Origin of the sequence: Ancylobacter sp., from assembly GCF_965279025.1 — a bacterium.
GTDB lineage: Bacteria > Pseudomonadota > Alphaproteobacteria > Rhizobiales > Xanthobacteraceae > Ancylobacter.
This window is the reverse complement of record NZ_OZ257132.1, coordinates 1,796,854-1,815,890: the sequence shown is the minus strand read 5'-3', so window position 1 is coordinate 1,815,890 and position 19,037 is coordinate 1,796,854. Positions and strand designations below refer to the sequence as shown.

18 protein-coding genes are annotated in these 19,037 nt (G+C 70.0%); all 18 read right to left on the bottom strand.

Features of this window, described 5'->3' with window-relative positions; translation table 11 throughout:
• Positions 1–139: 139 nt before the first annotated feature.
• Positions 140–1,651, bottom strand: coding sequence for an NAD-dependent succinate-semialdehyde dehydrogenase (locus ACQY76_RS08455; protein ID WP_428032436.1), 1,512 nt, complete (start codon positions 1,649–1,651; stop codon positions 140–142).
• Positions 1,652–1,667: 16 nt separating this feature from the next.
• Positions 1,668–2,891, bottom strand: coding sequence for an iron-containing alcohol dehydrogenase (locus ACQY76_RS08450; protein WP_428032435.1), 1,224 nt, complete (start codon positions 2,889–2,891; stop codon positions 1,668–1,670).
• A 76-nt stretch (positions 2,892–2,967) separates the two neighbouring features.
• On the bottom strand, positions 2,968–4,503 hold the full coding sequence (locus ACQY76_RS08445) for a tripartite tricarboxylate transporter permease (protein ID WP_428032434.1): 1,536 nt from the start codon (positions 4,501–4,503) through the stop codon (positions 2,968–2,970).
• A gap of 28 nt (positions 4,504–4,531) precedes the next feature.
• The gene (locus tag ACQY76_RS08440) at positions 4,532–5,053 is read right to left on the bottom strand and encodes a tripartite tricarboxylate transporter TctB family protein (protein ID WP_428032433.1); all 522 of its coding nucleotides are present in this window, start codon (positions 5,051–5,053) and stop codon (positions 4,532–4,534) included.
• A 97-nt stretch (positions 5,054–5,150) separates the two neighbouring features.
• Positions 5,151–6,173 (bottom strand): Bug family tripartite tricarboxylate transporter substrate binding protein, encoded by a 1,023-nt coding sequence (locus ACQY76_RS08435; RefSeq protein WP_428032432.1) that lies wholly within the window; start codon positions 6,171–6,173, stop codon positions 5,151–5,153.
• A gap of 347 nt (positions 6,174–6,520) precedes the next feature.
• Positions 6,521–7,156 carry a 3-oxo-tetronate 4-phosphate decarboxylase gene (gene otnC, locus ACQY76_RS08430; protein WP_428032431.1) on the bottom strand — a complete coding sequence of 212 codons (636 nt, stop codon included), beginning with the start codon at positions 7,154–7,156 and terminating at the stop codon, positions 6,521–6,523.
• On the bottom strand, positions 7,153–8,439 hold the full coding sequence (otnK, locus tag ACQY76_RS08425; RefSeq protein ID WP_428032430.1) for a 3-oxo-tetronate kinase: 1,287 nt from the start codon (positions 8,437–8,439) through the stop codon (positions 7,153–7,155). The genes otnC and otnK overlap by 4 nt, the downstream gene beginning before the upstream one ends.
• 245 nt (positions 8,440–8,684) lie before the next feature.
• Entirely contained in the window at positions 8,685–9,395 is a 711-nt protein-coding gene (gene nanR, locus ACQY76_RS08420) for a transcriptional regulator NanR (protein ID WP_428032429.1), read from the bottom strand.
• 76 nt (positions 9,396–9,471) lie between these two features.
• The gene (locus ACQY76_RS08415) at positions 9,472–10,338 is read right to left on the bottom strand and encodes an efflux RND transporter periplasmic adaptor subunit (protein ID WP_428032428.1); all 867 of its coding nucleotides are present in this window, start codon (positions 10,336–10,338) and stop codon (positions 9,472–9,474) included.
• Positions 10,335–10,574, bottom strand: a complete 240-nt coding sequence (locus ACQY76_RS08410; RefSeq protein ID WP_428032427.1) for a DUF1656 domain-containing protein — start codon at positions 10,572–10,574, stop codon at positions 10,335–10,337. Before ACQY76_RS08410 ends, ACQY76_RS08415 begins: the two co-directional genes overlap by 4 nt.
• A 1-nt stretch (position 10,575) precedes the next feature.
• Positions 10,576–12,756, bottom strand: coding sequence for an FUSC family protein (locus ACQY76_RS08405; protein WP_428032426.1), 2,181 nt, complete (start codon positions 12,754–12,756; stop codon positions 10,576–10,578).
• A gap of 112 nt (positions 12,757–12,868) precedes the next feature.
• On the bottom strand, positions 12,869–13,858 hold the full coding sequence (locus tag ACQY76_RS08400) for a dihydroxyacetone kinase subunit DhaK (RefSeq protein WP_428032425.1): 990 nt from the start codon (positions 13,856–13,858) through the stop codon (positions 12,869–12,871).
• 73 nt (positions 13,859–13,931) lie between these two features.
• Entirely contained in the window at positions 13,932–14,342 is a 411-nt protein-coding gene (locus ACQY76_RS08395) for a hypothetical protein (RefSeq protein ID WP_428032424.1), read from the bottom strand.
• Between the two features lie 2 nt (positions 14,343–14,344).
• Positions 14,345–16,003: a putative PEP-binding protein gene (locus ACQY76_RS08390; RefSeq protein WP_428032423.1), complete on the bottom strand. Its 1,659-nt coding sequence runs from the start codon at positions 16,001–16,003 to the stop codon at positions 14,345–14,347.
• Positions 15,987–16,346, bottom strand: coding sequence for an HPr family phosphocarrier protein (locus ACQY76_RS08385; RefSeq protein ID WP_428032422.1), 360 nt, complete (start codon positions 16,344–16,346; stop codon positions 15,987–15,989). The genes ACQY76_RS08390 and ACQY76_RS08385 overlap by 17 nt, the downstream gene beginning before the upstream one ends.
• Positions 16,346–16,747 (bottom strand): dihydroxyacetone kinase phosphoryl donor subunit DhaM, encoded by a 402-nt coding sequence (dhaM, locus tag ACQY76_RS08380; RefSeq protein ID WP_428032421.1) that lies wholly within the window; start codon positions 16,745–16,747, stop codon positions 16,346–16,348. Before dhaM ends, ACQY76_RS08385 begins: the two co-directional genes overlap by 1 nt.
• The gene (gene dhaL, locus ACQY76_RS08375; RefSeq protein WP_428032420.1) at positions 16,744–17,358 is read right to left on the bottom strand and encodes a dihydroxyacetone kinase subunit DhaL; all 615 of its coding nucleotides are present in this window, start codon (positions 17,356–17,358) and stop codon (positions 16,744–16,746) included. The genes dhaM and dhaL overlap by 4 nt, the downstream gene beginning before the upstream one ends.
• Before the next feature lie 24 nt (positions 17,359–17,382).
• Positions 17,383–19,017 (bottom strand): dihydroxyacetone kinase subunit DhaK, encoded by a 1,635-nt coding sequence (locus ACQY76_RS08370; RefSeq protein ID WP_428032419.1) that lies wholly within the window; start codon positions 19,015–19,017, stop codon positions 17,383–17,385.
• Positions 19,018–19,037: the final 20 nt, after the last annotated feature.

Below are 19,037 nucleotides of genomic sequence, written 5' to 3'. Positions count from 1 at the left end.
CATCATCCCAACCAAGCGGGCGCCTTCCGGGCCCCGGGCCGCAGGCATGTCGGCGAACGCGCCGGCGCGCGGGGCGTGCGCCGGAACACTCTCCGGGCGGGCGACGGGCTCCGTGGGGTGCCGCCCACCCGGAGCGCCTTCACCAATTGACCGCGATATACTTGGCCTCGGTGAATTCCAGCAGGCCGTGATGCGCGCCCTCGCGCCCGAGCCCGCTCTGCTTGACCCCGCCGAACGGGGCGGCGGGATCGGAGACCAGGCCGCGATTGAGCGCCACCATGCCGTATTCCAGCCGCTCGGCGAGCTGGAGACCGAGCTTCATGTTCTCGGTGTAGACATAGGCGGCGAGGCCGTACTCGGTATCGTTGGCCATGCGCACCGCGTCCTCGATGTCGGTGAACGGCACCACCGCCGCCACCGGGCCGAAGATTTCCTCGCGCAGCAGATTGGCGTCCAGCGACACATCGGCCAGCACCGAGGGGGGATAGAAGAAACCCTCGCCCGCCGGCGTCTGCCCGCCGAGGCGCACGCTGGCGCCCTTCGACACCGCGTCGTTCACCAGCGTCTCGATCTTGTCGATGGCGGCGCGGTTGATCATGGCGCCGCACTGGCTGGCGGCGTCGGTGCCGGCGCCGAGCTTCAGCGCGCCCATCTTCTCCACCAGCTTGTCGACGAAGGCGGGGTAGATGCCCTGCTGCACGTAGAACCGGTTGGCGGCGGTGCAGGCCTCGCCGGCATTGCGCATCTTGGCGATCATCGCGCCGTCGATGGCGGCATCGAGATCGGCGTCGTCGAGCACCAGGAAGGGGGCGTTGCCGCCGAGCTCCATGGAGGAGTTGATGACGTTGTAGGAGGCCTCACGCAGCAGGATCCGGCCGACTTCGGTGGAGCCGGTGAAGGAGAGCTTGCGGGTGCGCCGGTCGCGCAGGATGGCGCTGCACACGCCCGCCGGATCGGAGGTGTTGACGATGTTGACCACGCCCGCCGGCACCCCGGCCTGGCGCAGGATCTCGCCCACCGCCAGCGCGGTCAGCGGCGTCTCTTCCGCGGGCTTGAGAATGCAGGTGCAGCCCGCCGCCAGCGCCGGGGCGATCTTGCGGGTCGCCATGGCGGCCGGGAAGTTCCACGGCGTGATCAGCAGCGAGACGCCGATCGGCTGGTACTGCACCATGATGCGGTTGCCGCCCGCCGGGGCGATGCCGATGTCGCCATTGATGCGCACCGCCTCTTCCGCATACCAGCGGAAGAACTCGGCGGCGTAGAGCACCTCGCCGCGCGCATCCGGCAGAGCCTTGCCGTTTTCCAGCGCGATCAGCTGGGCCAGCCAGTCGACATTGTCGACAATGGCCTGGAAGCAGCGCTGCAGAATCACCGCACGGGCGCGCGGCGGGGTCGCCGCCCAGCCCGGGGCGGCCGCTTCGGCGGCGTCCAGCGCTGCCATGCCGTCTGCGACGCTGGCATCGGCGACCGAGGTCAGCACCTTGCCCGTCGCCGGGTTGAGGATGTCGATGCGCTGGCCGCCGGAGCCGGGCACCCAGCCCTCGCCGACCAACAGGTCGGTGGGGATCGGGAAGCTCGCCTTCTCGAAGCCGGGCACGAGATAGGTGTTCGCGGCGCTCTGGACCGTCGCGCGTGCAGTGTTGATGGTCATGGCGGATGTCCCGGTGTCAGAGGTCGCGCAAGGCGGCGCGTTCGCCGGCGAAGGCGGCCTGGGTGATGTTCAGCATGGCGGCGAGGTCGAGCGGGCGCGGGTTGTTCTTCACCAGCCGCTCGGCCTTGAGCGCCCCGGCGGCGACATCCTGTTCATGCCCGGCGCCGAGGCCGAGCGCCGCCAGCGAGCGCGGAATGCCGATCGCGGCGAACAGCGTCGCCACCTCGTCGATGAAGAGCTGCGAGCGCTGGTCGACGCTCATGCCGGCATCGCCGAGGCCGACCACATCCGCCAGCTCGGCAAAGGCTTCCGGGTTGGCGGAACGGTTGAACTGCATGACGAAGGGCAGCAGCGCACCGACGCCGTCGCCATGCGAGGTGTGGGTGAGGTTGCCCACCGGATATTGCAGGGCATGCGCCGCCGCCGTGCCGGAGGTGCCGAAGGCGCAGCCGGCGGCAAGCGAGGCCAGCATAAGCCCCTCGCGGGCCTCGACATCGCTGCCGTCAGTGCAGGCGCGGGCGAGGTAGCGGAACACATTGACCACGGCGAGCTTGGCGAAATGGTCGGAGAGCAGGTTCTTGCCGATGAACACATGCTGCTCGGTGAGCATCGGCTCGGGCGTACGGGTCTTGCTGGTGAAGCCTTCCACCGCATGGGCGAGGGCGTCGGCGCCGGAGCAGGCGGTGAGCCCCTTCGGGCAGGTCATGGTCAGCTCGGGGTCGCACACCGCCATATGCGGGATGATGTAGGGGCTGGCGATGCCGATCTTGGTGCCGCGCCCGCTGTCGAGGATGACGGCGACCGGGGTCACTTCCGAGCCGGTGCCGGCGGTCGTCGGCACGGCGATCAGCGGCAGCACCGGGCCGGGCACGGCGAACTCGCCATAATAGGCGCTGACCTCGCCGCCATGGGTCAGGAGGACCGACACCACCTTCGCCATGTCGATGCAGCTGCCGCCGCCGATGCCGATGATGCTGTCCGGCTTGAAATCGCCGACGCTGGCGACGCATTCGGTGATCGATTCGATGGGCAGATCGGCGATGGTGCGGTCATAGACCCGCGCCTCGACGCCATGCGCGGCAAGATCCTTCAGCAGGTCGGCGAACACGTCGAGCTGTGCCAGCCGGGAATCGGTGCACACCAGCGTGCGGGTGCCGATGCGGGCGGCCGCCGCACCGATGACATGGCGTTGACCACCTCCGAAGAGGATGGTGTGGGGCAAGCGCAGGGCTCCGAACATGGGGGATCTCACTGGCTGAAGGTTGTTGAATACCTCACTCGACAGGCATCGGCCGCGCCGACGCCTCTCGCGAGGTTCAGTTACGGGACGGGTGGCCGGCGTCAGCGTCGGTGCCGTCCCCGCGTCGGAACAGCAGGTTGAACAGCATCTGCAGCAGCGGCAGCGACAGCAGCAGTATGCCGATGCCCATCATGGTGGCGACGAGCGAGCCCTCGAAGAACACGGTGAGCGAGCCCCCCGAGGAGAGCATGGACTGGCGGAAGGCGTCCTCCGCCTTGTCGCCCAGCACCACCGCCAGCACGAAGGGAGCCAGCGGGTAGTCCAGCTTCTTGAAGACATAGCCGACGAGGCCGAAGGCCAGCGCCACCCATACGTCGAACATGTGGTTCGACACGGTATAGGCGCCGATCAGGCAGACGATGGCGATGAGCGGGCCCACCACGGTGAAGGGCGCGCGCAGGATGTAGGCGAAGATCGGCACGGTGGCGAGAACCAGCACCACGGCGATGACATTGCCCAGATACATCGAGGCGATCAGGCCCCAGACGAAATCGGGCCGGGTGGTGAACAGCATGGGCCCGGGCGAAAGGCCCCAGATCATCAGGCCGCCCATCATCACCGCCGCCGTGGCGGAGCCGGGCACGCCCAGCGCCAGCATGGGCAGCAGGGCGCAGGAGCCGGCCGAGTGGTCCGCCGTTTCCGGGGCGACGATGCCCTCAGGCTCGCCCTTGCCGAAATATTTCCCGCGGCGGGAAAACCGCTTGCCGAGCGCGTAGCTCATGAAGGAGGCGGCGGTCGGCCCGCCGGGCGTGATGCCCATCCAGCAGCCGACCAGCGCGCTGCGCAGCAGCGTGACCCAGTAGCGCGGCAGCTCGGCAAGGGTGCGGAAGATCACCGGCAGGCTGAGCTTGGCCTTCACCCCATCGAACTTGTAGCCCTCGTCGATGGTGAGCAGCAATTCGCCGATGCCGAACAGGCCGATGACCACGATGAGGAAGGAAATGCCGTTGGTGAGCTGCGAGATGCCGAAGGTGAGGCGCCCCTCGCCGGAAATCGTGTCCATGCCCACCGTGCCGACCGCGAGGCCCAGCATGATGCAGACCAGCGTCTTGAAGGGCGAGCCGCCGGCCATGCCGATGAAGCTGGCAAAGGCCATGAAATAGACGGCGAAATATTCCGGCGACCCGAACTGCAGGGCGAAATTGGCCACCCAGCTCGACAGCAGCGTGATCACCACCACGCCGACCATGGCGCCGAAGCCGGCCGAACCGAAGGCCAGAGTGAGCGCCCGCACCGCCTGGCCCTGCTTGGCCATGGGATGGCCGTCAAAGGTGGTGGCGACGGAAGAGGGCTCGCCCGGAATGTTGAACAGGATCGAGGTCGTGGAGCCGCCGAACAGCGCGCCCCAATACATCGAGGTCAGCAGGATGATCGCCGAGATCGGGTCCATGGTGAAGGTGAGCGGCAGCAGCAGCGACACGCCGTTCGGCGCGCCGAGCCCCGGCAGGACGCCGACGACGAGGCCGAGAAGCACGCCGATCACCATGATCATCACATGATGGAAGGTGAGCGCGACGCCGAAACCGTCCATCAACTGGCTGAAATTGCCCATGGCGCGTCCTCAGTCCTGTTTTTGTTGTTCAGTAAATGCCGAAATATTCGAGAATCGGCCCCTTGAGCAGCGGGACCATGAACAGCTTCTCGAAGACGGCGAAGTTGATGGCGATCACCAGCAGCGCCGTCGCCAGGCTGGACAGCGTGCGGAAGCCGGCGGAGACGCGCATCGTGTAGAAGATGTACAGGCCCATGCCGATATAGAGGCCGAGCCACATCGAGATGGCCGTCATCGCCACGATCGGCAGCACGAAGGACACCAGCCGGCGCAGCCGCGACCCGTCGATGAAGGGCTCTTCATGGACCCCGCCGGCGACTTCCTGCGCCGCCACCAGCCGCGCGCCGGAATATTTCCAGAAGGTCTGCGCCAGGGTGGCGAGGCTGCCCAGAAGGATCAGGCAGCCAATGCCGAAGGGGAAATAGCCCGGCTCCGGCCCGCTCGAGCCCCAGCCGATGCCGTTCTCCAGCGAGCCGTAGCAGATCAGCACGCCGACGGCGCCGGTCGCCACCGCCGTGGCGGCTTCCATGGTCTTGCGGGAAACGTCCATCGCACTCACTCCGCGGGGGCCCGGGACGCCGGCACGGGCCGCCGTCCCTCCTCGTCTGTCCGCGGCGCCGGGTGATTCCGGCGCCCCGTCGCGCCCGTCACTGGCTGGCAGGAAGCAGCCAGTTATTGTCGGCGTAGATCTTCTCGTAGTTCTTGATCTGCTCGGCGAGGAAGGTCTTCAGCTCGTCGCCGGTCATGAACTTGGTGATCTGGACGTTGCGCGTCGTGTAGTCCTTGAACTCCGGCGTATCCATCGCCTTCTTCATCAGGTCGGTGTAGTAGGCCACCGCCTCGGCCGGCACGTCGGCCGCCATCCACACGGTGCGCGGCTGGACGAAGTCCTTCACATTGATGCCGGCCTCGACGCAGGTCGGAATGTCCGCCCAGCTCATGCCGTCGGCCACCACCGTCTTGTCGGTGAGCCGGGCGGAGGTGAACACGCAGAGCGGCTTCTGGTTGCCGGCCTTCCACTGTTCGAGGCTCTCGCTCGGGTTGTTGGTGTTGGCTTCGATATGGCCGCCGGCCACCTGGATCGCCGCCTCGCTGCCCGACTTGTAGGGGATGTAGGCGAGATCGATGCCGGCGGCGCGCTCGACCAGCGTCACCACGGTCTCGTCGGCGTCCTTGGCCTTGGCGCCGGCGACGCGGACCTTGCCGGGATTTTCCTTCGCCTTGGCGACGAATTCCTGCGCGGTGTTGATGCCCGAGGCCTTCGGGTTCGACCACAGGATGAACACGTCGAAGACCATCGAGGCCACCGGCGTCAGGTCCTTCATCGCGTAATTGACCTTGGTGCCGAGCGGCAGCACGTAGGCGTCCTGCGTGCCGAAATACACCTTGTAGGGGCTGCCGACATTATCCTCGGCATAGTTGAACGCCTCGGAGCCCGACCCGCCCGGCTTGTTGACGACGATGAGCGGCGTCTCGACGAGGTTGTTCTTGGTCAGCGCGGCCTGCACCACGCGGGTGAAGATGTCCGAGCCGCCACCCGGTCCCGCCGAAACCACGAGTTCCACGGGGCGGTTGGGCTTCCATTCGGCCAGTGCCGCGCTGGTGGCCGTGAGGCCCATGGCGAGCGCGGATGCGGCGAGTACGCCCTTGCGGAGCGAGGTGGTCTGCATGTCGTTTCCTCCCTGTGCTGCCCTTGGCGATCAGCCTCTCGCCGCTCGCGTTCCTGGCAGACATTGCGATGTAGCCGGGCGCGCCTTTGGCGGCGGCCTTCTTGTTGCTGTTGCCTCTCGGCCGGCGCGGAGGTTCCGCGCGTCGTCGAGGAAGGGTGCATGCGCCGGCCGCCCATGGCGCGCGCGGCTCGGCTTTCAGGCACGCGACGGGACGCGGGACGCACGCCGTCGTGACAAATCATATATCATCTATGATATCGTCTGGCGCGAAGATCAAGTCTTTTGTCCCCGTCGGCAGCGAAATGTTCAGGGCGCGGTGGGCTCGATGACCCGGCCGGCGGCCCGGATCACGGTTTGGCAAAGGCACGTCCCAGCTCCTCCACCTGCGCCGGGGTCAGCAGCCGGGGCTGGCGATCCCGCAGCAGGAACAGCAGCTTGGCCGTCTCCTCCAGCTCTTCGGCGGCATAGACCGTGCTCGACAGATCCTTGCCGGAAACCACCGGGCCGTGATTGGCGAGCAGCACCGCCGCGCAGGCGCCCTGCAATTGGCGGATCATGTCGCCCATGGCCGGGTCGCCCGGCCGCACATAGGGCAGCACCGGCACCTTGCCGACGCGCATCACCACATAGGGCGTCAACGGGGCAATGCCGTCCTGCGGATCGAGTTCCGGCAGGCAGGAAAGCGCGGTGGCGTAGGTCGAGTGCAGATGCACCACCGCGCCGGTGCCGGGCCGCGTTTCATAGAAGGCGCGGTGCAGGAACACTTCCTTGGAGGGTGCGTCGCCGGATATGTGGCGGCCCTCGCGGTCGAGCTTGCTGATCCGCGCCTCGTCGAGAAAGCCGAGGCAGGAATTGGTCGGCGTGATCAGCAGCCCGTCCTCGACCGCGACGCTGATATTGCCGGCGGAGCCGACGCTGTAGCCGCGCTCGAACAGCGAGCGGGCGAAGCGGACGAGCAATGTGCGGGTGGAAGCCTCGCTCATGCCGCCGCGCTCCCCTCGCCCGACAGCATGTCGAGGGCCCGGGCGAAGAAATCCTCGCCGCCGAAATTGCCGGATTTCAACGCCATGCCGAGGCCGCTGCCATCTTCCGCGACCAGCACCGGCACGCCGGGGGCGATCTCCGGCCCGATGCGGAAAGAGGTGACGTCGAGCGCCGAGACCACCGCGCCCGAGGTCTCGCCGCCCCCCACCACGATGCGCCGCGTGCCGGCCGCAAAAAGCTGCCGGGCGGCCGAGGCGAACAGCGCGTCGAGGGCCTGGGCAACCGCCTCGCGGCCATATTTCGCCTGCAGCGCCCCCACCTCCTCCGGTGCCGAGGAGGAATAGACCAGCGGCGCCGCGCCGTGATGGGCGTTGATGAAGGAAGCGATATCGGCCGCCGTCAGGCGGCCCTCCATCACCTGGTCGACATCGATGCCGAGCACCGGATGCGTGGCGCGGTGACGCTCGATCTGCCCACGGGTGGCGCGCGAGCAGCTGCCGACCAAAATCGCCTCCGGCCCGCCAACATCGTCGACCACCGGCTTGCCGCCCTTCGCCAGCCCGGCGCGGATGAAATTGCGCGGAAGGCCACGGGCGATGCCGGAGCCGCCGGTGAGAAGGCGCGCGCCCTCGCAGGCCTGCGCCAGCACCAGCAGGTCGTCATTGGCGATCGCGTCGGCAATCACCAGCCGCTCGCCACGCGCGCCCGCCTGTTCCAGCGCGGCCCGTGCCGCCCCGGCGCCCTGCCGCAGCGTCGGCCAGCTCAGCAGGCCGACCGCGTCCTCGCTCTGGCGGGCAAGCCAGCGACGCAGGTCCGGGTCGGTCATCGGGTTGAGCGGGTGATGCTCCATGCCGGATTCGCTGAGCAGCCGCTCGCCGACGAAGAGATGGCCCATGAAGACCGAGCGCCCGGCATCGGGGAAGGCCGGGCAGGCGACGACGCCGCGTGCATCGAGACGCCGGGCCAGCGCCTCGGCCACCGGGCCGATATTGCCTTCCGGGGTGGAATCGAAGGTCGAGCAGTATTTGAAGACGATCTGCCGGCAGCCCTGCGCCAGCAGCCAGTCGAGCGCCGCCAGCGACTGGGCGACGGCCTCGGCCGCCGGGATGGACCGGCTCTTCAGCGCGATCACGCCGGCCTCGACATCGGCGGCGGCGCGCGTCGCCGGCACGCCGAGATATTGCACGGTCCGCAGCCCGCCCTCGGGCTGCACGCCCTTGGCCAGCGTGTTGGCGATGTCGCTCGCCCCGGTGAAGTCGTCGGCAATGACGCCCAGAAACATTCCTGCACTCCGGCTCGGCGGCGGCGGGGTCTGCCGGGATGGCGGCGTAGCCATCGGCGGGCGCGACCCTTCTCCCCAATTGTCAGGCGTTCGCCTCACCGACGGCGTCGCCCTTTTTCTTCGGTGGAGCTTCGGCAAGACGCGCAGCCACCGCCGCCCGCCCGCACGCTCTCACCACGGCCGGATGCTAGCGCCAACTGGTATGACAGGTCAACAGGTCAACGAGCGACGCGCGTTGCGGCCGGTCAGGCCTTGTCGCGGTCCCAATACAGCGCGGCGACCGATTCCAGATGCTCGCGCATCGCGGTCTCCGCCGCATCGGGGTCGCGGGCGGCGATGGCGTCGTGGATCCGCTCATGGAAGGCGAGCGCCTTGGCCTTCGCCCGGGTGATTTGCAGCGTCACGCTGCGCTGCTCCGACAGCCACTGCACCACCGCCTGGTGCACGCCGTTGAACAGCGGGTTATGCGCCACCAGCACGATCTCGTAATGGAAGGCGATGTCGGATTTCTCGAACGCCGCCATGTCGTCGAGGTCGCGCCGGTTGCGGGCCAGGGCGTCGCCGATGCGGGCGATGTCGTCCGGCGTCGCCTCGCGCGCCGCGTGGCGCGCCAGCGCCATTTCCAGATGCAGGCGGGCCTTCTGGAAGTGGCGCACCCCTTCGGGATGGGCGAGGTAGGAACGCGCCGAGATCGACAGTTCATGGATGAAATGCGTCGGATCGGGCCGCACCACCCGCGCCCGCTCGCCATTGGCGATCGACACCAGCCCGGCCTTCTGCAGCGACATCAGCGCCTCGCGGATGGCGGGGCGCCCGACCTGGAACTGCTCCATCAGGTCGCGCTCGGACGGCAGCAGGGAGCCCTCCCCCAGCGTCCCGTCGAGCATCAATTGCTGCAATCTCTCGGCAACGTCCTCATAGATGCGGCGTCGGCGGATCGGCTGGATATCAAGCACGGTGACTCCCTCACTGGTATGAAAGGATCACCGGTCGGCATCGCCTGTCAACCGCCGGGGGCATCTTCGCCGCTCCCTACTCGCCTTTTGGCTGCACCACCACGGTGGCCGACAGGCCCGAGACCAGACGCACGCCGGGCGGCAGCGGGCCCAGCTTGATGCGCACGGGGATGCGCTGCGCCAGGCGGATCCAGTCGAAATTCGGGTTCACCGTCGCCAGCAGCCCCTCTCCCGGAATGGCGATGGCGCGGCTCAGCCCCTCGACCACGCCGTCGATCACCACGCCGCCGGCCATCAGTTCCACGCGCGCGGTGTCGCCGTCGCGGATGGAGGGCAGCTTGGTCTCCATGAAATAGGCGTAGACATAGAAGGAATGGCTGTCGACCAGCGCCAGCACGCCCTTGCCGACCTGCGCATAGTCGCCGACATCGACGTTGAAATTGGTGATGTAGCCATCCGCCGGCGCCCGCACGCTGGAGCGTTCGAGATTGATTTGGGCGGTGGTCAGCGCCGCCTGCGCCGCGCCGAGCTCGGCCCGCGCCTCGCCGGCGGTGGAGGAGGTGAACTCGACCGTCTGCTCGGCAATGGCCGCCGCGTCGGCACGTTCCAGATTGGCGTCGCGCGCCGCGGTGTCGCGGGCATAGCGCAGCGCCTGCTGCTTCAGCTCCACATCCGCCTGCGCCTGCCGCAGCGCGGCGGTGAAGCGCTGCTGGTCGATGACGAACAGCACGTCGCCCTTCTGCACGAACTGGTTGTCGCTCACATTGACCGTATCGACGAGCCCGGAAACGTCCGGGGCGATCTCCACCACCTGCGCCAGCACCCGCGCGTCGCGGGTCCAGGGCGACACGGTGTAGTAGAGCCACAGCCGCCAGCCGACGAAGACCGCCGCCACCGTCGCCAGCAGCGTCACCGCCACGCGCAGCACTGCACCAAAGTTCATCCCAGTCCCTCCCTCAGCGCCGGCAGCAGGAAGACGACCATGCCGAACAGGATGACATAAAGCGCCGCATCGAACAGCGGCCGGTGCCAGACGAAGCGGTAGAGGCCGGCGCGGGCCAGCCCCCATCGCAGCACGAGATACGGCACCAGCGCCACCCCGGCCCAGAGCAGCGCCGGTGGCAGATAGATGCCGAACGCCTCCGGCGTATAGAACGGCAAGGCGGTCCCGAAGCCCATCTCACCCCTCCTCGAAGCTGCGCAGGAGAAAGGCCCGGTCGATGTCGAACCGGTCGACGATGAAGCGCAGCGACGCCCCGGCGCGCAGGTTCAGCGCCGCCGCCGGCGAGCCCGGCGGCAGGTCGAGCCCGGCGAGCGCCGCATTCGCCTCATTGGCCGTGGCTTCCGCCTCGGCGACGCGCGCCGGCAGCGCCCGCCCCGCCGGCGGAAGCTGCGCGAGCTGGTCGGCGAAGCGCTCGAGGAAACCGGCGACCACGCGGCGCGTCGCCTCCGGCAGCTCGGGCACCGCCAGCAGGCGCCGCAGCCGGCCGAGTTCGAGCGCGGTGGAGGCCGCGCCCAGCGCGCCGCGCAGGAAATCCTCCTCGCCGCGACGGGAAAGCGCCAGACGCGGCAGCAGATCGGCCAGCCGGGTGACGATTTCGCCGAGGATCACACGCTCGTGCCGCACGCCCCGCGCGGCCTGCGGCAGCAACGCGCCGAGCGTGGCCGACCAGATATGCCGGCGCGAGGCCAGCGAGTTCACCGGCAGCAGGTTCAGCACCACGAGGCACACCGCCATGCCGAACAGCATGGACAGCGCCGCGTTGAAGAACGCCGTCTCGTCCGGCTGGAAGACGTTGCCGGTGCCGATCTCCGAGGCGAAGAAGCCGCCGAAGGCGATGCCCGGCCACGCCAGTTGCGGCGTGCCCGCCATCAGCCCGGCCGGGATCAGGGCGAGGACGAGGAACAGCCCCAGCGCCTCGAAGCCCTCGATGCGGGGCAGCACCAGCACCATGGCGAGGTAGGCCGCGCCGATGCCGAGCGCCGACCACAGCAGGAAGGAGAAGCCGAGCGGCCCCGGACGGTCCTGATTGATCGAGAAGAACAGGATGACCGCGAGGCCGGACGCCGCGTTGAAGCCGTCCGTCCATTCCGTCGCCGCCCAGAATCCGCACATGACGATGAGGGCCAGCGCGGCCCGCAGCCCCGCGAGCAGCGCCTCGCGCCGCACCGCCGGCGACGGTGGCAGGATCTTGCGCGCGGCGGTGGCCAGCGCGGCGGGCGATGCGGTGCCGGTGCCCGAGCGCCGGTCGGTGCGCACGCTCGCCGCCTCGCTCACCACCACCATGGAAAGCCCGTGCAGCAGGTCCCCCGCGCGGCGCAGGATGAGCATTCCGTCGGCCAGCGGGACGAAGGGCACGCGGCCCGCCATCGCTTCGAGATCGGCGCGCGCGTCGTTCAGCCCGACGCGGGCGGTCAGCAATTGCGAGCGCACGCGGCGCGTGTCGGTGAAGGCGGAAGGGTCGGCGGCGAGGCGCTCCAGCAATCCGGAAACGGCGGCCATGGTCGGGCGGAGCCGGTCGGCGATCGGGCCGGCGCCCTCGACCTGGAAATCGTCCAGCCGCACGTGAAGCCCGCGCGCCACCGCCAGCACCCGCAGGAATTCGCGCGTCATGCGGCGCAGCCCGGCGTCGCTGGCGCGCATTTCCGGTGCCTCGAACACCGTGTAGGAGCGCAGCGCGTCGAACTTCACCACCGCCTCCACCATGGCGCGGCGCAGCGCGACGAAGGTTTCCATCGGCGTGCGCGGCTGCAGCGCCACGGCACCGTAGCGGCAGAGCCGGCCGAACAGCTGCGAGAGCTGGCCGCGCAGCACGTCGCCGGCATAGACGGGAAACACCAGCACGCTCACCGCGGTGACGCAGATGATGCCGATGATGATCTCGGCCGTGCGGTCGAAGGCGATGTGCCAGGCCTGCGTCGGCGCGAAGGAGCCCTCCAGCCCCACCAGCAGCGCGGTATAGGCGGCGAGAAGGAAGCCGTAGGCGGTGTAGTTGCGCCGCTGCGCACCCATGTAGAAGCACAGCGCCAGCCACAGCGCGATGCAGCCGACAAGCGGGATCGGCGCCTGCGACCACAGGCCGAGAATGGCGAGGCCCACGCCGGCGCCGACCAGCGTGCCGACGATGCGGTAGGCGCCCTTCGCCACTGCCGCGCCGGCGGTCGGCTGCGCCAGCAGATAGACCGTCAGCACCGCCCATTGCGGGTCCTGCAGCTCCAGCCAATAGGCGGCGGCAAGGGCGGCAACCGCCGCCGCGGCGGTGCGCAGGGAAAACACCACATTGCGCCAGCCCAGATCGACGGGAACCGCCTGTCGGACGCTCGTCCAGAAGGTCGGTGGGGCGGTGTCGGCCGTGCTCATGGCGCTCCGGGGCGTCGGTCGGGGACACCGGGGCGGCCGGCGGTGGTTCGGGTCATTATCAACAGCCGGCCCCGGCGCGCAACGGCCCACGGGCGCTTCTGCGTTCGACGCCTCACCAGACCAGCGTCGGCGTCGTCACCGGCGCGCACCAGAGCGCGAACTCCTCCGGCGTCAGCAAGGCGACGGTGATCGACAGCCCCGCCATGTCGAGCGAGGTGACGAACGTGCCGACCAGCGCCCGCGCCGGCACGACGCCGTTCTCCCGCAGGAAGGCGCGGGCAAGACCATGGGCGAGATGGAGCTCGATCGGCGGCGTGCCGCCAAAGCCGTTGACGATCAGCAGCGGGCGGGCGTCGTCCACGGGTGGCAGCTGGGCGAGGACGGGCTCGCAGAGCAGGCGCACGATCTCGTCGGCACTGGCAAGGGCGGCGCGGTACAGCCCCGGCTCGCCATGGATGCCGACGCCGATCTCCATTTCGTCCGGCCCCAGCGCGAAGGTTTCGCGGGCATTGTCGGGAACGGTGACGCCGCGCAGCGCCACGCCCATGCTGCGCAGCCGCCCGGAAAGCCCCTCGCCCAGCGCCTTCAGCCCGGCAAGGTCGGCGCCGCGCTCGGCCGCCGCGCCGAGGATCTTCTCCACGACCACCGTGCCGGCGACCCCGCGCCGTCCCCGGCTGCGCACGGAAGGACCATAGGCGGCGTCGTCCTCGACGATCACCGTCTCGATGCGATGGCGGTCGGCCGCCATTTCCGCCGCCATCTCGAAGTTCATCACGTCGCCATCATAGTTCTTCACCACCAGCAGGCAGCCGGCGCCGGTGTCGGTCTCGTCCATCGCGGCGACGATCTGGTCGGGGGTCGGCGAGGTGAAGACATGGCCGGTGCAGGCGGCGTCCAGCATGCCGGCGCCGATGAAGCCGCAATGCAGTGGCTCGTGCCCCGCCCCGCCGCCGGAGATCACCGCCACCTTGCCCGGGCGCAACTCCCGGCGGCGCACGAAAATGCCCTCGCGGCCGAAGACGACGAGGTCCTCATGCGCGGCGACGAAGCCGGCAAGGCTTTCCGCCACCAGCGTGTCGGCGGCGTTGATGATCCGCTTCATCCCGCCATCGCCCCTTCCCCCATTCCTCAGCCCCGCCGTGCGGCGGCGGCAGGGGCGCCCCGCATCGCGTGCATCAGTCGCCCCCATTCACCAGCGCCGCCATCTTCGACACGAAGTCGGAGACGGCGTCGTCGAAGCTGCGGTTCTTCTTCTCGTCGCCGAATTCCGGCACCATCAGCGCCAGGGTGCGCATTGTCGACGCCCCGCCCACCTCGCTCAGCCGGCCGGGATGCGCCGCCTGATAGGCCGCCAGGAAACGCTCCTGCTCCGCCGGGCTGAAATGGCAGACCCGCAGGATGGTCGGCAGATGGCGGGCCGGCAAGGGCGTGTCGTAGCTCGGGCTGGTCACCTGGGTGACGAAGCTGCGGTGCTTGCCCAGCGCGGCGGCGAGGCGCTGGCGCGTGCCGGAGGGCCGGTTGTCGAGAATGCCGGCAAGGATGGTCTTGTAGGCAATGACCGCCTCGTCGCTGGTCTCGCGTGCCATGCCTAGCCTTCCCCGCGCGTGGCCACAGCGGCGCCGAGTGCGGCGCGCACGGTGTCGAGACGCGCCGGCGCCATCGAGAGGCCCTGCAGGCCGAGAGCAAGCAGACGGCCCTGCGCCGCCGGATCGGCGGCGAGATCGCCGCACACCGACACCGGCCGGCCGAGCGCACGGGACACCGTGCAAACATGATCCAGCAGCCGGAACATCGCCGTCTCAGCTCCCGCATAGAGCGGCGCCACCGCCGGATTGTCGCGCGCCGCCGCTGCGAGATACTGCATCAGGTCGTTGGTGCCCACGGAAAAGAAGGCGGCCTCCCCGAACAGGTCGAGCGTCAGCGCGGCGGCCGGCACCTCCACCATGATGCCGAGCGGTGGGCGCAACCCGTCCACGCCCTGCCGCGCAAGCCGTGCCGCCTCCTCGTCGAACAGCAGCGCCATCGCCGCCAGTTCGGAAGGCAGCGTCACCATGGGCAGCAGCACGCTGACCGGGCCGAGCGCCGCCGCGCGGATGAGCCCACGGGCCTGGATGCGGGCGAGATCGGGATGGGCGAGCAGGAACCGAACGCCGCGTTCGCCGAGCACACCGGCCGGGTCGCCGGCGCCGAGGCCCGGCAGCGCCTTGTCGCCGCCGAGATCCAGCATGCGCAGCGTCACCGGCTTGCCGGCGAGATGCGCGAGAATGCGGCGGTAGCAGGAAAGGTGACGCTCCTCGCTCAGCGCCTCGGCCGCGGTGGCGAGCAGGAACTCCGTGCGCACCAGCCCGACGCCGTCCACCCGCGCCGGGTCCAGCCCGTCGAGATCGGCCAGCGTGTCGATATTGGCGAACAGGCCGGGGGTGCCGGGCACCGCCCCGGCCCGCGCGCCCGGGGGGAGAAGGGCGGCGACAGGAGGCGGGGAAAACGTCTCGGGCAGAGGCGCGCCCGGGTGCTCATCGGGGTGCAGGCAGGCGAAACCCTGCGTGCCGTCCACCAGCAGGGGCTCGCCCGTCTGGCCGGGCAGTTCCCCGAGCCCTACCACCATCGGCACGCCCCGCGCCCGCGCCAGCAGCGCGACATGGCTCGCCGCGCTGCCGGCAGCGAGCGCGATGGCGCCGCCTTTCGCCCAGTCATGGGCAAGAAAGACGCTGGGCGGCATGTCGCGCCCGACATAGACCGCGCCTTCGGGGAAATCGGCGCGCGTGCGGCCGGCAAGCGCGTCGAGCACGCGGTGCTGGAGGTCGGCAAGGTCGATGGTGCGGAGCGCGAAAGGCTCGCGGTGCTCCTCATCACCCTCATCGCCCTCACTGTCCATCTCATCGATCTGATCGGTCATCGCCGCCGCGAAGGCCAGGGCCGCCCCCTCGCCCCTCGCGATGCGCGCCAGCGCCGGGGCGAGCAGCTCGCCGTCGAGCAGCAATTCGATCTGGAAATCGAGGATGCCGGCGCTCTCCCCCTCCGAGCGGGCGGACAGTTCGCGCAATTCCGCGATGGCCTGCGCCACGGCGGCCTCCAGCGCGGCGCGGGGGTCGCCGCCGCCGGGCCCGCCATCGGGCGGCGGCGGTTCAAGCGCCCGGTGCGCCGGGCCGATGGCCCGGCCGGGCGAGGCGGGCCGGCCGTGGAAGTCACGCGGGCGGCCTTCAGACGGGCTGCCTTCAGACGGGCGGCCTTCAGACGGGACGGCCATCGACCCGCCCGTCACCCCGGCCCGCCTTGCGGTCCTCGTCGAAATTGCGCCGCACCAGCGCGCTCAGCGCGGCGATGGCTTCCTCCGCGCGGGCTCCCTCGGCGCGAATTCTCATTCTGGTTCCGCGCCTTATGCGGGCGCCGATGATCTTCACGATGCTCTTGCCGTTCAGCCACGCGCCCGAACCGTCCACCGCCACCTCGATGGTGCAGGGAAAGGTCTTGGCGAGGCGGGTGAAGGCGACGGAGGGGCGGGCATGCAGCCCCACGCCGTGGGTCACCTCCACCTCGGTCTGGCAGCGATGGGCGGAAGGCCGCCCGATGACGGGAAGGGTCTCGGCCATCAGGAGGACAGTTCCTCCGCCGTCGCCACCACCCGCGCCAGCGCCGAGCCGCCCGAGGCCTCGGCCGCCGCCACCACCGCGCCTTCCACCAGCGGCGCGTTGCAGATGGCGACCTTGGCCGCGCGGGCCGGGCCCAGCAGTTCCACCGCCGCCTCGCTGTTGGTCTCCGCCCCGCCGAGATCGACGAAGATGGCGACGCCGGCCTCCGACCATGCCGCCTCGATCGCCCTCAGGATACCGCCGACATTGGTGCCGAGGCCGCCCTCACTGTTCCCACCGGTCCAGGCAAGCGGCACACACTCCCCCACCATCTGACGCACCATGTCGGCGGCGCCCTGCGCCACCAGCGGCGAATGCGACACGATCACGATCCCCACATTGGCGGTGCGCGCGGGCGTCATGAGGGGGCGTGGTCCTTGAGATAGTCGCAGATGGTGACGGTGAGCAGGGCGCAGCTCGACGCGCCGGGGTCTTCGTGACCGATGGAGCGCGCGCCGAGATAGGACGCCCGTCCGCGCCGCGCCAGCATCATTTCCGTTCCCCGCGCCGCGCGACGGGCGCATTCGGCGATGCGGACCGGGGCGGCGTAGCCCGCCACCTCCGCCTGCACGGGGTAGAGAACGTCGAGCAGCGTCTTGTCGCCCGGCCCGGAACGGCCGCGCCGCGCCACCGCCCCGATTGCCTGGGCGAGGGTGGCGGCGAAATCGGCCGCCTCCTCCCGCATGGCAAGGCCGCGCCCGAGCTCCATCAGCAGCGTGCCATAGAGTGGGCCGGCCGCACCGCCGATGTTCATCACCAGCACCAGCCCGACGCGCTCCAGTGCCGCCGGCAGCGGCAGGGCGGAAATCTCCGCCCGCTCGCGATACACCGCCTCCAGCCCGCGCCGCATATTGGCGCCGTGGTCGCCATCGCCGATGGCGCTGTCGAGCTGGCCGAGATGCTCGCAATGCCGCTCGATCTCCGCACGGCACCGCGCGATGAGCTCGGAGAGATCGACGGCGGCGAACTGCATCGGCGTCCCTCCCCGCTTCCCGGCTCAGCCGCGCCGGGCCAGCGCCTCGAACACCCGCGCCACCGCGACCGCGCCGGGATCGGGCGACCCTTCGAGATCGCGCGCGCCGACATAGGCCGCCCGGCCGGCTCGCGCCCGCACCATTGCCTTCGTCGCCTCCGCCCCCGCCGTGGCGGCTTCGGCCGCGGTGAGGAGACTGCCGGCGGCGAGCGCCTTCAGGGCGGGGTCGAGCGCGTCGATCATGGTGCGGTCGCCCGGCGCGGCGCCGCCATAGAACACCACGCGCTCCAACCCGGCGAGCAGCGCCGCGGGCAGTGCGCCGCCTTCCGCCTGCGCCTGCGCGGCGGCGGTGAAAAAGATGGAGAGCAGCACTCCGCTCGACCCGCCCATGGCGGTACCAAGCTCCGCCCCGACAGCCTTGAGCGTGGCGGCCGTGTCGGCGAGCGGCAGCGTGGGCAGCCGCATTTCCACGGCGCGGGCGCCCATGGCGACGGTGGACCCGGTATCGCCATCGCCGGCGCGGGCGTCGAGCCGGTTGAGCTCGTCCTCCAGCCCGGTCAGCGTGGCGCAGACACGGCGGATGACCGCCTCGACCGCCGCGTCGGCGCTGGCCGCAGAGGTCTCGACGGGCGGCGCGGCAGGCGCCGGCAGCACCTCGACCGTGCCGGTCTCCACCGCCGGGCGCCAGGCCAGCGGCTCCGCCGGGGCGGTCAGCGCGGCCGCGCGGGCGGCGTCGAGGCGTAGGAAGGAGAGCGAGAAGCCGTTCATGTTCAGCGCCGTCATCAGCGCTGCCGGCCCGATCACCAGATTGACCCCGCGCCCAAGCTGAGACGCCAGCACCGCCTCGGCGATCAGGCTCATCTCCAGCGGCGTCACGGCGCCGAGATTGTTGATGAGCAGCGCATAGTCGGCACCCGCATCGAGGTGCGGCGCGAGGCGCGCGCTCATCAGCGCGAGGATATCGGCCACCGGCTGCAGCGGGATGCGCTCCACCCCGGGCTCGCCGTGAATGCCGAGGCCAAGTTCGCCCTCCTGCGCGCCGAGCCGCTCCTTGAAGGGCTGACCGGGGATCGAGCAGGAAGAGAGCGAAACGCCGAGCGAGGCGATGTCCACCGCCGCCGCGCGCGCCGCATCCGCCACGGTGGCGAGATCGGCGCCGCTCTCCGCGAGATGGCCGGCGATCTTGTGCACGAACAGCGTGCCGGCGACGCCGCGCGGCTGGGGAAGGTCGGGCAGGGCGATGTCGTCGGCGACGATCGCCATCTCGACCTTGAAGCCCTCCGTGCGGGCGCGCTCGGCGGCGAGGCCGAAATTCAGCCGGTCGCCGGTGTAGTTCTTGACGACCAGCAGGCAGCCCGCCTCGCCGGTCACCGCGCGGATGGCGGTGAGCACCGCCTCGACGCTCGGCGAGGCGAAGATCTCGCCGGAGACGGCGGCAGTGAGCAGGCCCCGGCCGACGAAGCCAGCATGGGAAGGCTCATGGCCGGCGCCACCGCCGGAGACCACGGCGACACGCGATTTGTCCCAATCGGCGCGCAGCACGATCTTGATGTCGGGATAGGTATCGAGCCGGGCCAGCCGGCCGGGAGGCGTCGTGCGCAAGAGACCGTCCAGCGCCTCGGTGACGATGCTGTCCCGCCGGTTGAAGAAATGTTTCATGGACGCCTCCCATTCATTTG

What these genes read in the sequence shown, in the direction of transcription:
- ACQY76_RS08455 (WP_428032436.1), bottom strand. Translation starts at nt 1,651, where the DNA reads ATGACCATCAACACTGCACGCGCGACGGTCCAGAGCGCCGCGAACACC.
- ACQY76_RS08450 (WP_428032435.1), bottom strand. Translation starts at nt 2,891, where the DNA reads ATGTTCGGAGCCCTGCGCTTGCCCCACACCATCCTCTTCGGAGGTGGT.
- ACQY76_RS08445 (WP_428032434.1), bottom strand. Translation starts at nt 4,503, where the DNA reads ATGGGCAATTTCAGCCAGTTGATGGACGGTTTCGGCGTCGCGCTCACC.
- ACQY76_RS08440 (WP_428032433.1), bottom strand. Translation starts at nt 5,053, where the DNA reads ATGGACGTTTCCCGCAAGACCATGGAAGCCGCCACGGCGGTGGCGACC.
- ACQY76_RS08435 (WP_428032432.1), bottom strand. Translation starts at nt 6,173, where the DNA reads ATGCAGACCACCTCGCTCCGCAAGGGCGTACTCGCCGCATCCGCGCTC.
- otnC (WP_428032431.1), bottom strand. Translation starts at nt 7,156, where the DNA reads ATGAGCGAGGCTTCCACCCGCACATTGCTCGTCCGCTTCGCCCGCTCG.
- otnK (WP_428032430.1), bottom strand. Translation starts at nt 8,439, where the DNA reads ATGTTTCTGGGCGTCATTGCCGACGACTTCACCGGGGCGAGCGACATC.
- ACQY76_RS08415 (WP_428032428.1), bottom strand. Translation starts at nt 10,338, where the DNA reads ATGAACTTTGGTGCAGTGCTGCGCGTGGCGGTGACGCTGCTGGCGACG.
- ACQY76_RS08410 (WP_428032427.1), bottom strand. Translation starts at nt 10,574, where the DNA reads ATGGGCTTCGGGACCGCCTTGCCGTTCTATACGCCGGAGGCGTTCGGC.
- ACQY76_RS08405 (WP_428032426.1), bottom strand. Translation starts at nt 12,756, where the DNA reads ATGAGCACGGCCGACACCGCCCCACCGACCTTCTGGACGAGCGTCCGA.
- ACQY76_RS08400 (WP_428032425.1), bottom strand. Translation starts at nt 13,858, where the DNA reads ATGAAGCGGATCATCAACGCCGCCGACACGCTGGTGGCGGAAAGCCTT.
- ACQY76_RS08395 (WP_428032424.1), bottom strand. Translation starts at nt 14,342, where the DNA reads ATGGCACGCGAGACCAGCGACGAGGCGGTCATTGCCTACAAGACCATC.
- ACQY76_RS08390 (WP_428032423.1), bottom strand. Translation starts at nt 16,003, where the DNA reads ATGGCCGTCCCGTCTGAAGGCCGCCCGTCTGAAGGCAGCCCGTCTGAA.
- ACQY76_RS08385 (WP_428032422.1), bottom strand. Translation starts at nt 16,346, where the DNA reads ATGGCCGAGACCCTTCCCGTCATCGGGCGGCCTTCCGCCCATCGCTGC.
- dhaM (WP_428032421.1), bottom strand. Translation starts at nt 16,747, where the DNA reads ATGACGCCCGCGCGCACCGCCAATGTGGGGATCGTGATCGTGTCGCAT.
- dhaL (WP_428032420.1), bottom strand. Translation starts at nt 17,358, where the DNA reads ATGCAGTTCGCCGCCGTCGATCTCTCCGAGCTCATCGCGCGGTGCCGT.
- ACQY76_RS08370 (WP_428032419.1), bottom strand. Translation starts at nt 19,017, where the DNA reads ATGAAACATTTCTTCAACCGGCGGGACAGCATCGTCACCGAGGCGCTG.